Origin of the sequence: Pseudomonas sp. Irchel 3H7 (assembly GCF_900187605.1) — a bacterium.
In the GTDB taxonomy this organism is placed as follows: Bacteria; Pseudomonadota; Gammaproteobacteria; order Pseudomonadales; family Pseudomonadaceae; genus Aquipseudomonas.
Window position 1 is genome coordinate 163,169 of the sequence record NZ_FYEA01000007.1, and the last position, 15,309, is coordinate 178,477.

The 15,309-nt window shown below is 59.7% G+C and carries 13 protein-coding genes; 5 read left to right on the forward strand and 8 right to left on the reverse strand.

Annotated features, from left to right (window positions below; all coding sequences use genetic code 11):
• Positions 1-25 precede the first annotated feature (25 nt).
• The 8 genes from CKW38_RS15105 to CKW38_RS15140 are packed head-to-tail and all read right to left on the reverse strand — an operon-like array spanning position 26 to position 9,035.
• Complete coding sequence (locus tag CKW38_RS15105) at positions 26-1,156, reverse strand: glycosyltransferase family 4 protein (protein WP_095113149.1); 1,131 nt, start codon at positions 1,154-1,156, stop codon at positions 26-28.
• Positions 1,157-2,287 carry a glycosyltransferase family 1 protein gene (locus tag CKW38_RS15110; protein WP_007911970.1) on the reverse strand — a complete coding sequence of 377 codons (1,131 nt, stop codon included), beginning with the start codon at positions 2,285-2,287 and terminating at the stop codon, positions 1,157-1,159.
• A complete protein-coding gene (locus tag CKW38_RS15115; protein WP_095113150.1) occupies positions 2,271-3,647 on the reverse strand; it encodes a glycosyltransferase family 1 protein in 1,377 nt (458 codons plus the stop codon). The genes CKW38_RS15110 and CKW38_RS15115 overlap by 17 nt, the downstream gene beginning before the upstream one ends.
• A complete protein-coding gene (locus CKW38_RS15120; RefSeq protein ID WP_007911975.1) occupies positions 3,644-4,909 on the reverse strand; it encodes an ABC transporter ATP-binding protein in 1,266 nt (421 codons plus the stop codon). The genes CKW38_RS15115 and CKW38_RS15120 overlap by 4 nt, the downstream gene beginning before the upstream one ends.
• Positions 4,909-5,706 (reverse strand): ABC transporter permease, encoded by a 798-nt coding sequence (locus CKW38_RS15125; RefSeq protein ID WP_007911978.1) that lies wholly within the window; start codon positions 5,704-5,706, stop codon positions 4,909-4,911. The genes CKW38_RS15120 and CKW38_RS15125 overlap by 1 nt, the downstream gene beginning before the upstream one ends.
• Positions 5,707-7,149, reverse strand: coding sequence for a mannose-1-phosphate guanylyltransferase/mannose-6-phosphate isomerase (locus tag CKW38_RS15130; RefSeq protein ID WP_007911980.1), 1,443 nt, complete (start codon positions 7,147-7,149; stop codon positions 5,707-5,709). It abuts the gene before it with no gap.
• Positions 7,150-7,152: 3 nt separating this feature from the next.
• A complete protein-coding gene (gmd, locus tag CKW38_RS15135) occupies positions 7,153-8,124 on the reverse strand; it encodes a GDP-mannose 4,6-dehydratase (protein WP_095113151.1) in 972 nt (323 codons plus the stop codon).
• Complete coding sequence (locus CKW38_RS15140; RefSeq protein ID WP_007911984.1) at positions 8,121-9,035, reverse strand: GDP-mannose 4,6-dehydratase; 915 nt, start codon at positions 9,033-9,035, stop codon at positions 8,121-8,123. The genes gmd and CKW38_RS15140 overlap by 4 nt, the downstream gene beginning before the upstream one ends.
• A gap of 427 nt (positions 9,036-9,462) precedes the next feature.
• Here CKW38_RS15140 and CKW38_RS15145 point away from each other — a divergent pair, with 427 nt between their 5' ends.
• From CKW38_RS15145 to CKW38_RS15165, 5 genes are read left to right on the forward strand one after another with little or no spacing between them, the layout of a single operon-like run.
• On the forward strand, positions 9,463-11,091 hold the full coding sequence (locus CKW38_RS15145; protein WP_095113152.1) for a glycosyltransferase: 1,629 nt from the start codon (positions 9,463-9,465) through the stop codon (positions 11,089-11,091).
• Entirely contained in the window at positions 11,085-12,389 is a 1,305-nt protein-coding gene (locus CKW38_RS15150; protein WP_007912004.1) for a glycosyltransferase, read from the forward strand. The genes CKW38_RS15145 and CKW38_RS15150 overlap by 7 nt, the downstream gene beginning before the upstream one ends.
• Positions 12,386-13,261: a class I SAM-dependent methyltransferase gene (locus CKW38_RS15155; protein WP_095113153.1), complete on the forward strand. Its 876-nt coding sequence runs from the start codon at positions 12,386-12,388 to the stop codon at positions 13,259-13,261. Before CKW38_RS15150 ends, CKW38_RS15155 begins: the two co-directional genes overlap by 4 nt.
• Positions 13,258-14,412, forward strand: a complete 1,155-nt coding sequence (locus tag CKW38_RS15160) for an acyltransferase (protein ID WP_095113154.1) — start codon at positions 13,258-13,260, stop codon at positions 14,410-14,412. The genes CKW38_RS15155 and CKW38_RS15160 overlap by 4 nt, the downstream gene beginning before the upstream one ends.
• Positions 14,406-15,245: a class I SAM-dependent methyltransferase gene (locus CKW38_RS15165; protein WP_095113155.1), complete on the forward strand. Its 840-nt coding sequence runs from the start codon at positions 14,406-14,408 to the stop codon at positions 15,243-15,245. The genes CKW38_RS15160 and CKW38_RS15165 overlap by 7 nt, the downstream gene beginning before the upstream one ends.
• Positions 15,246-15,309 lie beyond the last annotated feature (64 nt).

The window sequence follows — 15,309 nt, forward strand, 5'->3', positions numbered from 1 at the left end:
AGGGGGATCGGTGTTCAACCCACGCTCAGGCGTAGGACAGGGATTTCTCTTCCAGCAATTCCTGATACAGCTCCGTCCACTTGCGGCCCATGTCATCGGCTGTGAATAACTGCCGGTAACGTGCTTCGGCTTTCACCCCCATGGCAGCGGCGCGGACCGGGTCTTCCCAGAGCGTGCGCATCGCCTCGCGAAATGCCTGTGGATGACTGGGCGGGACCACCAGCCCGGTTTCGTTGTGAATATTGATGTAGCTGGTGCCGGTGCCAATCTCGCTGGAAATCATCGGTTTGCCGTACATCGCACCTTCCAGCAGAGAAATGCCGAACGCTTCCGAGCGCAGGTGCGACGGGAAAACAATCGCGTAGCTCAGTTGCAGCAGTGCGACTTTGTCTTCGTCACCCAGGCGCCCGAGGAAATGAATGTTACGCAGGCCCAGCGCCTGCGCCTGTGCGTGCAGCTCCAACTCCAATGGCCCGGCGCCGACAATGACCACGGGATAGTCCACGTCTTTCAGGGCCTCCAGCAAAATGTGCAGGCCTTTGTAGTAACGCATCACGCCGACAAACAGGAAAAACTTATCCCCAAGCTGCTGGCGCCAGCGATTTATCCGTTCGGCATCAGGCTGTGGATAACCGGCCTTGTTCAAACCGTAGGGAATCACTCGGGTCTTGTCCTGGAATTGCTGCAACACGTCGCTGGTGTGCAGGTAGTTCGGCGAAGCGGCAACGATACGGTCGGCGCTGGCGAGGAAGCGGTTCATCAGCGGGCGATAGAGTTTGAGAAGGTGTTTCTGGCGAATGATGTCCGAGTGGTAGGTCACCACACTCGGTTTATTCGTCGCGCTAGCGAAATGCACCAGGTCCATGAACGGCCACGGGAAGTGGTAGTTGATCACATCCGCCTCGGCCGCCAGTTCGCGAAACTGTTTGAACACGCTCCAGGAAAAACCGGTGGAGGCGAACTGGATGTCGAGTTTGGCGCGGTGCACTTCGTGCTGACCGAGTTGCACCATGGGGGGATTCGGGTCGGCGCTGAGTGTCAGCACCTGGCCGTCGATACCGTGCTGAGCGCCGCTCTCGCAGAGCTGGAAGATCACTTGCTCAATGCCGCCGACCGAGTCAGGCAGGTACGTCTTGAAAAAATGAAGAACTCGCATTCAACCTCCCATGGCCTGACGGTAGGCACCGGCCGTGGCCTGTGCACAACGCTCCCAGGAAAAAAGCCGTGACTGCTGCAATCCGGCTTCTTGGCATGCCTGCCAATGCGCTTGATCGTCGATCAGTCGGCTCAGCGCATCGCGCAGGCCTTCTGCATCGTCAGCTTCAATATAGTTGCCCGCCGCACCCGCGACTTCCGGCATCGCCGAAGAACGCGTGAGCAGCACCGGCGTGCCGCTGGCCATGGCCTCCAGTACCGGCAGACCAAAACCTTCATACAGCGACGGAAAAATCAGCGCCCGCGCGCCGGCCAGCAATTGCGCGACCTGTTCATCGGGCAAATAACCGAGCAGGCACACATGCCCGCTGGCCAGCGCCTGACGCAGGGGTTCGCTGAACTGTTCGCGCTCCCAGCCGGCCATGCCGACGATCAACAGTGGAAAGCGCTGGCGCACCGCCTCCGGCAGCAGGGCATGGGCGCGCAGGGCCAGGCCAAGGTTCTTGCGCGGCTCCAGCGTGCCCACGCAAAGAAAATATTCCCGCGCCGCCACCGCATGAGCTTTGAGCACCGCGTCAATGGCGCACGCTTCGCGCGGATGAAAGCGCTTGGCGACCCCCAGTGGGGCCACCACAAAACGCTCGGCAGGCAGGCCGAAATACGCTTGAGCTTCGTCGGCAATGGCTTGCGAGTCGGTGAGAATTACTTGGGCTTGCTGCACACCCACGGCCAATCGACGTTCGATTTCCTTGAGTCGCGCCGCAGGCTGGGTCTCAGGGAAATGCAGGTGCGTCAGGTCATGCAGGGTGATCACGGTCGGGCCGTCGAAGGCCAGTGGCCACAGGCTTGGTTCGTGATAGAGGTCGATGCCTTGCGCGCGGCCCTGATCGAAGCGTTTCTGCTCCAGCCAGCGGCGCGCCTGATAAGCCCCGGGAATCTGCCGCAGCAGCGGTGTCAGGCGCGAGTAACCGGGCATGGCCGCTTCCGGCAATGCCGAGCTCCAGCCCCAGCCGTGGAACAGCGTCACGTCAATGTCGGGCTCACTGCGCAAGGCGTTGACCAGTTCGGCAACGTAATGGCCGATGCCGGTGCGCGGTGCCTGGAGAATGCGCGCGTTAAGAGCAATGCGCATGCTGACTCTCGGGGGCAGGCATCGCTGCATTCAAGTTGCGTTCAATACGTTCGACCAATTGGGCGCTCGCTTCACGCCAGCTCAACCAGCGCCAATGTTCGAGGCTCAGCGTTGCCGGAAACTCGCCGGAGCGCTCCATGCCGGTCACCAGATCAGTCAGACTCTGTGGATTCGCCAGGTCGAAATACGCCATGTAGTCGCCGCCGATCTCGCGAAACACCGGGATGTCGCTGGCCATTGCCGGTAACTGGCGTTGCATGGCTTCCACCAGTGGCAAGCCGAAACCTTCGACATGGGACGGAAACACCAGCGCCGTGGCGTGAGAGTAGGCGTGCTCAAGACTTTTGTCCGAGAGCGAGTTGTACATGAACAAGCGCCGGTTCAGCTCGGGATGCTGGCGGATTCGTTCGATCAGTGCATCGCACTTCCAGCCGATCTTGCCGACGATGCATAACCGCGCTTTCGATCCTGTTGCCCAGGCGAGTTCAAACGCCTCGAGCAGGTACGCGTGGTTTTTGCGCGGCTCGATGGTGCTGACCATGAGAAACACCGGGTCCTTGGTCTGGAACATGTCCAGCAGGCCACGGTCGACCTTGGCATCGGCCTCACTCAAGTCCAGTTCGGAGCCGAGGTGGAAATAATCAAACCAGCGCTGCCCGACCTGTTGCGTGCCGATCCGGCGCAGCATTTCCTCGCGCACCTGATCGCGGATCGTGGTCGAGATCGCGACATAACCATCAGCGGTGCGCGCGATCCAGTCGAACCAGTCGTTGAACACTTTGACCAGTCCGGCATCGCAAAACTGCGGGTGGGTCAGGGGGATCAGGTCATAAATCACCGAAATGATGCCCACGCCCTCACGCTTGAGTTGCTCGGCGAGGGGGAAAAAGTTGGCGTGCCAGGACGAGTCGAGCAGCACCAATTGATCGCCCCCCCGGTGGACCAGCGGGATGCAGCGCTCGGGAATCTGTTGGCCCTTGAGGACGCGCTCTAGCAGGCGCATGGGCAAGCTGAAACAGGCGAATGCCGTGAGTCGGCAGCCGACGTACAGCACCCGACGGGTGAAATGCGACTGGTTGAACGGCCAGCGTCGCTCCACCGCTCGGTGACGTAGCCAGAAGGCGTTGGCCCACTGTTCCAGTTTCACCCGCAGACCCATCAGGTCGAGCTTCGGGGACTTCAGCGGCGCCAGACTTTTAACTTCATACAAACCGCCATCGATCATCACCACCGGGATGCATTCGAGGGTGTCATCGGCCGTCGGCAATTGCTGAATGACGTTGCGTACAACACGTTGAATGCCCGAGTTGGCGGAGGGATGTTCGAAAACGTAAGTGCACTCCACCAGCAATCGTGTCATCGCAAGATCTCCGTATCAGGCGTTTTTAAAAGGTTTTCACTGGAACGGGTGATTTCGGTCCGGGCTTGTAACCAGGAGCAGCCGACAAAGTCTTCCTGGCGATTGTTGATCACGTGGAAGATCAAACCATAATCGCGCCACTCGAAGTTGCGATCCAGGTGCGAATCCAGACGTGACAGGCTCAACGCCACGGAGTAGTTACCCTTGCCCAGACGCATGTCGAAAGCGAAGCGAAAGGTCACGCGTTCGCCGGCACTCAGCTCGGTAATGGCTTTGTCGAGGCGATGGGTGTTGATGCCATAAATGGCCTGGCCCAGACGATCCTTGATCATGAAGCCGAGAATCAGCCGCTCGATGTCTTCACGAATTTCGGTCTGCACTTCCAGCACCACAGGCTGACCGACCTCCGCGACTTCAAGGCTGCGTCCTTGCTCATCGAGAAGGCGCACGCTGAGAATCGCTGCTTCACCGGTGCCGGAAATGGTCTGTACCTGGCCATTGGCGAGCATCTCCTGGCGCACCGTCTGGCCTTCGCGCTGGGCCAGCATGGCGTTGTAGTAGTCCATGACTTCTTCGGGTTTGCCACGCATGGCCAGACGTCCGTTCTCCAGGAGAATCGCGGTGTCGCAGATCGATTGAATGGCCGAGCGGTCATGGGACACGATCAGCAGGGTCGTACCGGCTTTGCGGAAGCTGCGGATGCGCTCGAAACTTTTATGCTGGAAATACGCATCACCGACCGACAGCGCTTCGTCGACGATCAGGATGTCCGGACGCCGCGCGGTCGCGACACTGAACGCCAGGCGCATCTGCATGCCGCTGGAATAGGTACGCACCGGATGATCGATGGCGTCGCCGATTTCGGCAAAGCTTTCGATTTGCGGCATCAACGCTTCGATCTCTTCGACCTGCATGCCCAGCAACTGACCGGCCATGACAGCGTTCTGCCGACCGGTAAAGTCCGGGTGAAAACCCATGCCCAATTCCAGCAACGCGGCCACGCGGCCTTGCAGATGGATCTGTCCACAGGTCGGTTGGGTGGTGCCGGTGATCATTTTCAGCAGGGTACTTTTGCCCGCGCCGTTGACGCCGACGATGCCAACCGCTTCACCGGGTTTGATCTCGAAATCGACGTCTTGCAAGACCCAGTGCAGGTGATGGCGGTTCGGCGAGAACGGCACCAGCCATTCCAGCAAGCGACTCCAGCGATTCGGATATTGTTTATAGGCTTTGGCCAGGCCAGTAACGCGTATGTGTCCCATCAGAGTTCGTCCACCATTTCACCGACTCGTTGACGGAACAGGCGCAACGCCATGGTGCAGAGCAGCAGACCGATGATCAGCAGCGGTGTCAGTGACGACCACTGCGGCCATTGGTTGTAAAGGAACACGTTCTGGTAGCTGGTCATCAGCGCCGTCATCGGGTTCAGGCTGATGACGTGCTGGATGCCTGACGGCAGGATCGAAAGCGGGTAAACGATGGGCGTCAGCCAGAACCAGAACTGCAGGCAGATGCCGAACATCTGCCCGACATCGCGAAAGAACACATTGAGAATCCCGAGCAGCATCCCCAGCCCCGCGGCAAAGATCACTTGCACGATCAACAGCGGTATCAGCGCCAGCAGGGCCATGCCGGGCAGGCGGCCGCTGATCAGCAGAAAGCCGAAGAACAGCCCGAGAATGATCGCAAAATTGATACCGGCGTTGAGCAGGGTAATCACCGGCAGGCAAATGCGCGGGAAGCTGATTTTCTTCAGCAGGTTGGCGTTTTCCAGAAACATGCTCTGGCTGCGCGTGGTGATTTCCGCGAACAGACCCCACGTCAGTAGGCCGGCGCAGAGATAGACGCTGTAGGCCAAGCCATCGTCCACGCCCGGCAGACGGGCGCGCATGATCTGGGAAAAGATCACCGTGTACACAACAATCATCGACAACGGGTTGAGTACAGTCCACAGCGCGCCGAACAACGAGTTGCGATAACGTGATTGAAACTCCCGCTTGACGCTACCGAGGATGAATCCGCGATAACTGCGCATTGAGCGGTAAAGGGAAAGCAGCATTCAAACCGTCCTGCCGTATTGGTCTTCGAAGCGGACGATGTCGTCCTCTCCCAGGTATTCGCCGCTTTGTACTTCGATGATCACCAGATCGATCACCCCGGGGTTTTCCAGGCGATGGCGGTGGCCGGCAGCGATGAACGTCGATTCGTTTTTCGCCACCAAGTGGGTACCGGTACCATTGTTGGTGACCTTGGCCATGCCTTCGACCACCACCCAGTGTTCGTTACGGTGATGGTGCATTTGCAGAGACAGCTTGCCGCCGGGCTTGACCACAATGCGCTTGATCTTGAAGCGCGGGCCCTCCTCGAGCACGGTGTAGGTGCCCCATGGCCGACTCACCGTGCGGTGCAGGCGGTAGGCTTCGTGGGATTTGTCCTTGAGCTGCTTGGCCACTCGTCGCACGTCCTGCGCACGATCAGCGTGAGCGACCAGTACGGCGTCGGCGGTGTCGATGACGATCAGGTTGTCCACGCCGACGGCAGCCACCAGCCGACCTTCGCTTTGAACGAAGTTATTGTGGCTGTCGATGAAAATCGCTTCGCCGCTGGCACGATTGTTATCGGCATCGGCCGGTACCAGAGCCGCGACGGCGCCCCAGGAACCGATATCGCTCCAGTCGAACCCGGCGGGTACCACGACGACTTTTTCCGAGCGCTCCATCAACGCGTAGTCGATGGAGATGTCGGTGATCTCGGCGAACAGCGCTGGCGACAGTTCCTGTTGCAGGCAGCCGACAGTTTCCAGCGGGGCGCTAGCCGCCATGCAGGCACGGGTCTGTTCCAGCAACTGCGGCGCATGCAGTTGCAACTCGGCCAGCACACTTGCGGTGGTGAAGCAGAACATCCCTGAGTTCCACAGGAAGTTGCCGCTTTCCAGATAATGCGTGGCGGTTTGCAGGTCGGGTTTCTCGACGAAACGCTGCACTTTCGCAGCGCCTCTGGCGTCGAGTGGCGCGCCAGTCTCGATGTAGCCGAAGCCGGTTTCCGGGGCGGTCGGCGTCACACCGAAGGTCACCAGATAACCGTCCTTCGCCAGATTGACCGCGTGTTCGACGGCACTTTTCAGCGCGTCCTGATTGACGATCAAATGGTCGGCCGGCATCACCACCATGATCGCGTCGTCACCGTGCAGCGCTTGCAGCGACAACGCGGCAGCAGCGATGGCCGGGGCAGTGTTGCGGCCGGTCGGCTCCAGCAGGAAATGCCCGCGATGACGCGAGACATGGGCGGCGCAATAGTGATCCTTGCTCTGGAAGTAGTACTCGCGGTTAGTCACCGTGACAATGTCGCCCCAACCGTCCAGCAACGCGGCGGCACGCTGGTAGGTCTTGCCCAGCAGCGACTGGCCGTCGGGCAGGGTCATGAACGGCTTGGGATGGCCCTCGCGGGACACCGGCCACAAACGAGTGCCGGCACCGCCGGACAGAATCACGGGAATCAGCATGGCCTACTCCTTGGCGACGCGTTTCATGTCCGCATCCATCATCATGCGGATCAAGGTATCCAGGTCGGTTTTCGGCTTCCAGCCCAGCACACGCTGAGCCTTGGCTGGATTGCCGAGCAGCACTTCAACTTCGGCCGGGCGGAAAAACGCCGGGTCGATCTTCACGTAGTCGCGGTAGTTGAGGCCGACGTGATCGAAGGCGATGCGGCACATTTCACGCACCGTGGTGGTGACGCCAGTGGCGACAACAAAATCGTCGGGTTTGTCCTGTTGCAGCATCAGCCACATGGCTTCGACGTAGTCACCGGCAAAGCCCCAATCGCGCTTGGCGTCGATGTTGCCCAGGGCCAGTTCGTGCTGTTTGCCCTGTTTGATGCGCGCCGCGGCATCGGTGACTTTGCGCGTCACGAATTCGATGCCGCGCAGCGGTGATTCGTGATTGAAGAGGATGCCGCTGCTGGCGTGCAGGTTGAAACTTTCGCGGTAGTTGACGGTGATCCAGTGGCCATACAGTTTGGCCACGCCGTACGGGCTGCGGGGGTAGAACGGCGTGTTTTCATCCTGCTGTTCAGCCTGGATCAGACCGAACATTTCGCTGGTCGATGCCTGATAAAACCGGGTATGCGGGCTGAACTGGCGGATCGCTTCGAGCAGGTGGGTAACGCCCAGACCATCGACGATGCCAGTCGTCACCGGTTGATTCCACGACGCGGCGACAAAGCTCTGCGCGGCGAGGTTATAGACCTCGTCCGGCGCCGATTGAATGACTGCACGCTGTACCGAACAGGCATCGGCCATGTCCCCGTCCAGATAGACGATGTCGGCTTCGACCCCCATCTCGCGCAGACGCCAGCGCGAATCGCTGCTGCGCCGTGCCACGAGGCCGTAAACCTTGTAGCCCTTGCCGAGCAACAACTTGGCCAGATATGCGCCGTCCTGGCCAGTGATGCCTGTGATCAATGCACTTTTTGTCATTCTTGTCGTACTCGCGTCTCCCAGTCGGACAGGATCGCCCGCAGGGATTGTTGTGTTGTGATTTCAGGCGTCCATCCTGTGGTCTGGGTCAGCCGGTTATGGCTGCCACAAACGCGACGCTGATCGGCACGCCGCATGCGCGCAGGGTCTTGAACCAGTTGCATGTCGACTTCGGCGAGATCGCCGAGCTGCTCGATCAGGCTGCGAATGCTTTGCTCGCGGCCCGAGCAGATGTTGTAGACCTGTCCTGACGTGCCTTTTTCCAGCAGCGCGAAGTAGGCCGATATCACATCGCCGACATCGAGGAAATCTCGCGTCACATCGATGTCGCCAACCTCCAGTTGCGGCGCTTGAAGGCCCTGTTTGATGCGACTTATCTGGCGGGCGGCACTGGCGATGACAAAGCTTTCTTTCTGGCCGCTGCCGATGTGGTTGAACGGACGCGCTACCAACACCGGCCAGCCTTCACTCAGGCCCCATTGCAGGCTGAGAAACTCCGCCGAGAGTTTGCTCACCGCGTAAGGATTGCGCGGGCAGGGCGACTGTTGCTCGCTGATCGGCAGATCGCTCTCGCCGACTTGACCGTAGACATCGCCGGAGCTGACGTAGAGGAAGGTGCCGGCAAAGCCCCGCGCCTTGAGCGCCTGCAGCAGATTGAGGGTGCCGAAAAGATTGATGTCGAAGGTACGCGCCGGATCACGGAACGCTTCCGGGACGAAGGTCTGCCCGGCCAGATGAATTACCGCGTCGGGCATCTGCGGCCACAGATCACGGAGGCTGTCAGCATTCGTGAGGTCGTAGGGCGAGGCGGCAGGCAGCAGCTCCCACGGCGAATCAGGCAATGCCAGACGCGATTGAATATGTTGTCCCACGAATCCACTGAGACCCGTGACGAACAGACGCTTTTTCAAACAGCGACCCCTTGGTCTTGAACTTGCGCCACTTTCTCACAGGCTTTAAGGAGAGGTCTGTCAGACCGGAGGAAAAACCGGGTGAGAGACGGGCGAAGTCAGTTGTTGTAGTTGTTTGTTATCAATCTGTGCCAATTGCGCAGCAATTTCAACAGGCCAAACCGTGACCGGTCAGTTCTCGTCAGCTTAGTCCGATTTATTCTCGTCGGGCGGTTCCCGGATCCTTGATGGATGTGTTTAGAATGGCCCTCGTCGCCATTCCCCCAGGTCCACCGTGGGCGTGGCGCAACCAGGGTGAAACTGACCACTAAAACAAGAACGAAGACGTGCCTGAAGATGATGGACTAGCTGCGTTATTGCGGCTTGATCCAACGCCGGGTCGTCATAGCATGAGGTTGCCGGGACGGCTGCTTCATCGTGGGATGCCATGAATTTCATTCTTTACTCGGACGTCAACGACCGCTCCATCAGCCAGAGTCTCGGGCGTCCCGAATACAGCTACTACTTCGTGCTCAAGGCTTATCGCCCGGTGCTGGAAAGCCTTGGTCGCGTGCATGTGGTCACGTCGACTGACGACGTCGATCCGCTGTATCTGCAATTGCGCCAGGCCGATCAGGAATGCCTGTTTCTTTCGTTTGCACCGCCACATAAAACCCCGATCGGCCTGCAGTGCCCGATGGTCTGCGTGATTGCCTGGGAATATGACTCGATCCCCACCGAATACGCTGGCGACGATGTGCGCCAGGACTGGCGCCAGACACTGGCCCGCCATGGCCGGGTGATTACGTTGTCCACCCACACCGCGCAGGCCATCCGTCGCAGTCTGGGTGAAGATTTCCCCGTGCTGGTATTGCCCACGCCACTGTGGGAGCGTTTCGCTCAGGTGCGGCGAGATTGTCCAAGTGTCCCGGTAAACCCCGGCACCACGCTGCAGATTAAGGGCTGCATCATCGACAGCCGTGCTCTGGGGCTGTCGGCCGATGGCTTGATCGCACCGATACTCCGCGAGCCGGAACTGCAAACACCGCAAGTGATCGAGCCCGTGCCGGAGCCGATCGCGGAACCTCCTCCGGCACTGACCCTGCGCCGGCGTGCTTTCATCACCAAGCATTACCTGATCGCGGGCTACAGAGCTGTCACGGTGGCCTCCGAACATCGACCGCTGTTTCTGCTCAAGCACAACCTGTTGCAGTGGTATCGCGAAGCCGTCAGTGATTTGCTGCCGGGCTCGGTCCGCGAGGAACACCGCGAGTTGCCTGATCCCATTGTCGAGGCAATAACGCCGGCTCCAGCCGTGAGTGAAATGCCGGTGTTGGCTGAGCACCCGCAAGCCTCGCTCCCCGACACCAGTCAGCACGTACAGATCGACGTCAGCGGCGTGGTTTACGTCAGCGTGTTCAACCCCGAGGACGGGCGCAAGAACTGGCATCACCTGATCACTGCGTTCTGCTGGGCTATGCGTGATGTCGACGACGCGACGCTGGTGCTGAAAATCACCCAAAACGATCTGTCGAGCTATTACGTTCATCTCATTACGTTGCTCTCGCAGCTGTCGCCATTCGCCTGTCGCGTGGTGGTCATGCATGGCTATCTGGAAGAGGAGGAATTTGCCCGGCTGTATGGCGCTGCGAGTTTCTACGTCAATGCGTCGCGCTGCGAAGGGTTGTGCCTGCCGTTGATGGAGTTCATGTCGTGTGCCCGTCCGGTGATTGCGCCGAACCACACCGCGATGGGTGACTACATCGACGAACGCGTTGCTTTCATCGTCAAGTCCAGCCGCGAACCGACCATCTGGCCGGAGGACGCGCGCATTCTCTATCGCACGCTGCGCCATCGTCCCGACTGGGGATCGTTGAAAACCGCCTACGAGGACAGCTACGCCATGGCCAAGAACCATCCAGAGGCTTACCTGGCGATGGCCGCTGCCGCTGCTGAGCGGATGCGTGAATACTGCGGTTTTACGCCCGTGCAGCAGCGCGCGGAGGCGTTTTTCGGTCTGAGGGCCAATAGCGAAATGACTTCGTTGGCGGTCGAGACCGGAGCGGCCTCATGCTGATCATCATTCATTCGGAAACCAACAAGAGCAATATCCAGCAGAACCTCGGCCGGCCGGAGTACAGCTATTACTTCGTGCTCAAGGAGTTTCGCCCCGTTCTCGAACGAATCGGTCAGGTGATTGAAGTCAGCAACCCTGACGAGTTAGTGGATCGTTTGTATTTCGACTGCTTGAGCCGGGGCGAGGATTGCGTCTTCCTGTCGTTCTCGCCGCCGCATCGCACGCCCATCCATTACGCATGCCCGACCATCCCGGTGTTCGCCTGGGAATTCAGCACCATCCCGACTGAAAGCTGGCAGGGCGAATCACGTCACGATTGGCGTGTGGTGTTGCAGGCGTGTGGCCGGGCGATTACGCATTCGACATTCACGGTGAACGCGGTGCGCGACGTGATGGGGGCGGACTATCCGATCTGCGCGATCCCGGCTCCGGTGTGGGATCGCTTTGCCGCTCGCGGCGAGCAATTGGCCAAGCGTCCGGTGGTTGACCTTGTGACGCTGAACCTGCGTGGATTGCTGATCGACAGTCGTCGCACGGACTTGCGGCCGTATGGCCCACCGCGATTGCGCGAAGGCACGCCGATGTCCTTCGCAGGACCGCCAGAGGATTGCCAATTGCAGCTCGAAGGCGTGGTCTACACCTCGGTGTTCAACCCTTACGACGGCCGCAAGAATTGGCAGGATATGGTCAGCGCGTTCTGCACGACGTTTCGCGACATCAGCGATGTGACCCTGGTGCTCAAACTGACCCACCATGACATCGCCGATGCGCTGACCGACATGCTGCATCACTTGTACAAGAATCAGTCGTATCAGTGCCGGATCGTGCTGATCCATGGCTATCTGGCGGATGCCGATTACGAAGCACTGGTGCAGGCCACCAGCTACGTGGTCAACAGTTCTTACGGTGAAGGACAGTGCCTGCCGTTGATGGAGTTCATGTCCTGCGGCAAACCGGCGATTGCGCCGTTGAACACCGCGATGGCCGATTATGTGAGCAGCGATAATGCATTTATCGTCGACTTCACCGAAGAGCTCACCGCCTGGCCGCATGACCCGCGTGCGGCCTATCGCACGATGCGTTACATCACCGACTGGGATTCGCTGTGTCTGGCGTATCGCGCCAGTTATGACGTGGCAAAAACCGATGAGCAGCGTTACGCCGGGATGTCCGCCGAGGCGATTCGCAGCCTGCAGCGATTCTGTAGCCAGGCCAGCACCGAGCAGAGATTGCGCGATTTTTTTGCGCAGCCACTGCAAGCCCGCGGAACGTTGCCTGCGCCAGTTACGGTCGCATGATCCGTCGTCTGCTCGCACGATGGCGTCCGGCGCGTGCCGCGCAACCGCTGTCGGCACCGTTGGCCAAGGTGTCGCCTCGCGACGTCGGTTTACATGACGCCGTGCTCGACGGTTGGTTCTTGAATGACAGCGGCGAGTTGCTCAAGGGCTTTGCGATCAGCGCTGACGATACGTTGCTGGATGTCGGTTGTGGCGAAGGCGTGGCGACACTGTTTGCCGTGCGTCAGGGTGCTTCGGTGATTTTTACCGACAGCGAACACGCCAAGGTGCGTGAGCTCGCACGGCAGCTCGAAGCACAAAGCGACAAAGCCCATCTTGGGCTGGTCAGCAATAGCCTGCCGTTGCCACTGGCTGACGGCTGCGCCAGTAAAGTGGTGTGCATGGAGGTGCTGGAGCACATCGATCAGCCCCAACCGTTCATGGCCGAACTGGTGCGCATGGGGCGCCCAGGTGCACAGTATCTGTTCAGCGTGCCGGCACCGGTGGGCGAACACTTGCAAAAAGGCATCGCCCCGGACAGTTACTATCAGTCTCCCAATCATGTGCAGATTTTCACCCCGGAGCGCTTCGCTGCGCTGGTAGAAGAGGCTGGCCTGGTGATCGAACATCGCCAGGCCAGCGGATTCTTCTGGGTGATGGGCATGATTTTTTTCTGGGCCGGCGAACGGGCTGCAGGGCGTGATCCGGGCGGTGCGGTGCGTGACCGGATTCAGGAGCCCTTCATGCCGTTGATGGAGAACTGGGCCAAGACCTGGCAGGACCTGCTCGCTCAGCCGGGCGGGCTGGCGATCAAGCAGACGCTTGACCGCTTCATGCCCAAGAGCCAGGTGATCATCGCCCGCAAGCCATCGGGTGTGGGGGAGGCACCATGAGCAGCAAGCGGATCATGGACATTGAAGTGCTGCGCGCAATTGCCGTATTGGGCGTGTTGTTCCATCACTTGCAGGGCAGTCTGTTTACCGATGTCGTGCCGTCGCTGGAAAAGATCCATGCCTGGGCGCAGCCGTGGTGGGGCGTTGATCTGTTTTTCGCCATCTCCGGTTTTGTTATTGCCCGAAGCCTGATCCCGGCGCTGCAAGGCTGTACAACCCGCCAGGAGTATTGGCAGCAGACGCGCAATTTCTGGCTTCGCCGGGTTTTCCGGTTACTGCCGTCGGCCTGGTTATGGCTGGCGCTGATGTTGCTGGCGTGCGTGTTTCTCAATCGTTCGGGGGCGTTCGGTACGTTGTCGGCCAACCTGCAAGCAACGTTGGCCGGGGTGTTGCAGTACGCCAACTTCCGGTTTGCCGACAGCTTCTTTCGCTACGAGTACGGCAGCAGTTTCGTCTACTGGAGCCTGTCGCTGGAGGAGCAGTTCTACCTGCTGTTCCCGCTGCTGATTATGCTCTGTCGCAAACATCTGGTCTGGGCATTGCTGGCGCTGGTCGCGGTGCAGATTTTCACCCTGCGCACGCCGTTGTTGATGGTGGTGCGTACTGATGCGCTGGCCCTCGGTGTATTGCTGGCAATGTGGAGTGCGCAGCCGAGTTATCAACGTTGGCGGCCGAATTTTCTCGCTCGGCCATGGGGCGGAATTTCGGCATTGATGCTGATCGGCGCGCTGTTGAGTTTCATGGCCACCGATCGCTTCACGTTCGCCTGGTACCGTATCGGTTCAATTGCCGTACTGAGCGCAATACTGGTGTGGATCGCATCGTACAACCGCAATTACCTGATGCCCGCTGGCGCGATGCAGCGGCTGCTGGGGTGGATCGGTAGCCGGTCCTATGGCATCTACCTGATTCACATACCCGCTTATCAATTGGTGCGTGAACTGATCTTTCGCTTGCAGAGCGCCGGTCTGCCCAGCCCTGCCGGCCACCCGGTGCTGACGCTGCTGATCGCTTTCGGCCTGATCGTGTTGCTCAGCGAACTCAATTACCGCTGGGTCGAAATGCCCATGCGCAACCGTGGTGCCGCGCTCGTGCGCCGCCTCGGTACGTCCCGATCCACCGTCCCGTCCTCTGGAGCCACCTCATGCTGAGCCTACTGAAGAAACTCACGGCGGCGACGCCAGCACCGGTCCCCGCGCAGGCAGTGGAGCCGGTCGCCAGCAAGGTCGATCCGTACATGCTCGGCTTGTACGATGCCAAGCTCAGTGGCTGGTTCAACCAGGAAACCAACGAGCTGTTCAAAGGTTTCGTGGTGTCTGCCGAGGACACGCTGCTTGATGTCGGCTGCGGTGATGGCGGCAACGTGCATTTTTGTGGCATGCGCGGGGCGAAGATCATCATCGCCGACATCGACGGGGCCAAGGTCGAAGCGACTCGTCAGCGCCTGAGCGATACGCCGGCACGGGACATGGAATGTCACGTCACCGATTGCAATCCGTTGCCGATCGCCGACGGCACTGCAACGCGCGTGGTCTCCACCGAAGTCATCGAGCATGTCGACGATCCGGCACAGTTCCTCGCCGAACTGGTGCGTGTCGGCAAACCGGGCGCCTTGTACCTGTTGAGCGTGCCGCACCCGAGTTCTGAAGACCTGCAAAAAGACATCGCCGCGCCCCAGTACTTCCAGAAGCCCAATCACATTCGCATCATCAGCGAAGAGCAGTTCAAGGCACTGGTCAGCGAGGCCGGGCTGGAGATCGTCAGCCATAGTCAGTACGGCTTTTACTGGTCGATGTGGATGCTGTTGTTCTGGGAAGCCAAGGTCGATTTCAGCAACCCGGATCATCCGCTGCTCAATCACTGGGCCGAGACCTGGCAAGCCGTGCTGGACTCGCCGCGTGGTGCGCAGATCAAACAGGCGCTGGACGCGGTGGTTGCGAAAAGCCAAGTCATCATTGCCCGCAAACCCGCCGCACCCGTGTAGGAGCTGCGGCACGCTGCGATCTTTTGATTTTGATCCTGAAAAACAAGATCAAAAGATCGCAGCC

Coding starts and splice junctions, on each gene's coding strand:
- CKW38_RS15165 (WP_095113155.1), top strand. CDS start 14,406: ATGCTGAGCCTACTGAAGAAACTCACGGCGGCGACGCCAGCACCGGTC.
- CKW38_RS15155 (WP_095113153.1), top strand. CDS start 12,386: ATGATCCGTCGTCTGCTCGCACGATGGCGTCCGGCGCGTGCCGCGCAA.
- CKW38_RS15130 (WP_007911980.1), bottom strand. CDS start 7,149: ATGCTGATTCCCGTGATTCTGTCCGGCGGTGCCGGCACTCGTTTGTGG.
- CKW38_RS15110 (WP_007911970.1), bottom strand. CDS start 2,287: ATGCGCATTGCTCTTAACGCGCGCATTCTCCAGGCACCGCGCACCGGC.
- CKW38_RS15145 (WP_095113152.1), top strand. CDS start 9,463: ATGAATTTCATTCTTTACTCGGACGTCAACGACCGCTCCATCAGCCAG.
- CKW38_RS15150 (WP_007912004.1), top strand. CDS start 11,085: ATGCTGATCATCATTCATTCGGAAACCAACAAGAGCAATATCCAGCAG.
- gmd (WP_095113151.1), bottom strand. CDS start 8,124: ATGACAAAAAGTGCATTGATCACAGGCATCACTGGCCAGGACGGCGCA.
- CKW38_RS15120 (WP_007911975.1), bottom strand. CDS start 4,909: ATGGGACACATACGCGTTACTGGCCTGGCCAAAGCCTATAAACAATAT.
- CKW38_RS15105 (WP_095113149.1), bottom strand. CDS start 1,156: ATGCGAGTTCTTCATTTTTTCAAGACGTACCTGCCTGACTCGGTCGGC.
- CKW38_RS15125 (WP_007911978.1), bottom strand. CDS start 5,706: ATGCTGCTTTCCCTTTACCGCTCAATGCGCAGTTATCGCGGATTCATC.
- CKW38_RS15160 (WP_095113154.1), top strand. CDS start 13,258: ATGAGCAGCAAGCGGATCATGGACATTGAAGTGCTGCGCGCAATTGCC.
- CKW38_RS15115 (WP_095113150.1), bottom strand. CDS start 3,647: ATGACACGATTGCTGGTGGAGTGCACTTACGTTTTCGAACATCCCTCC.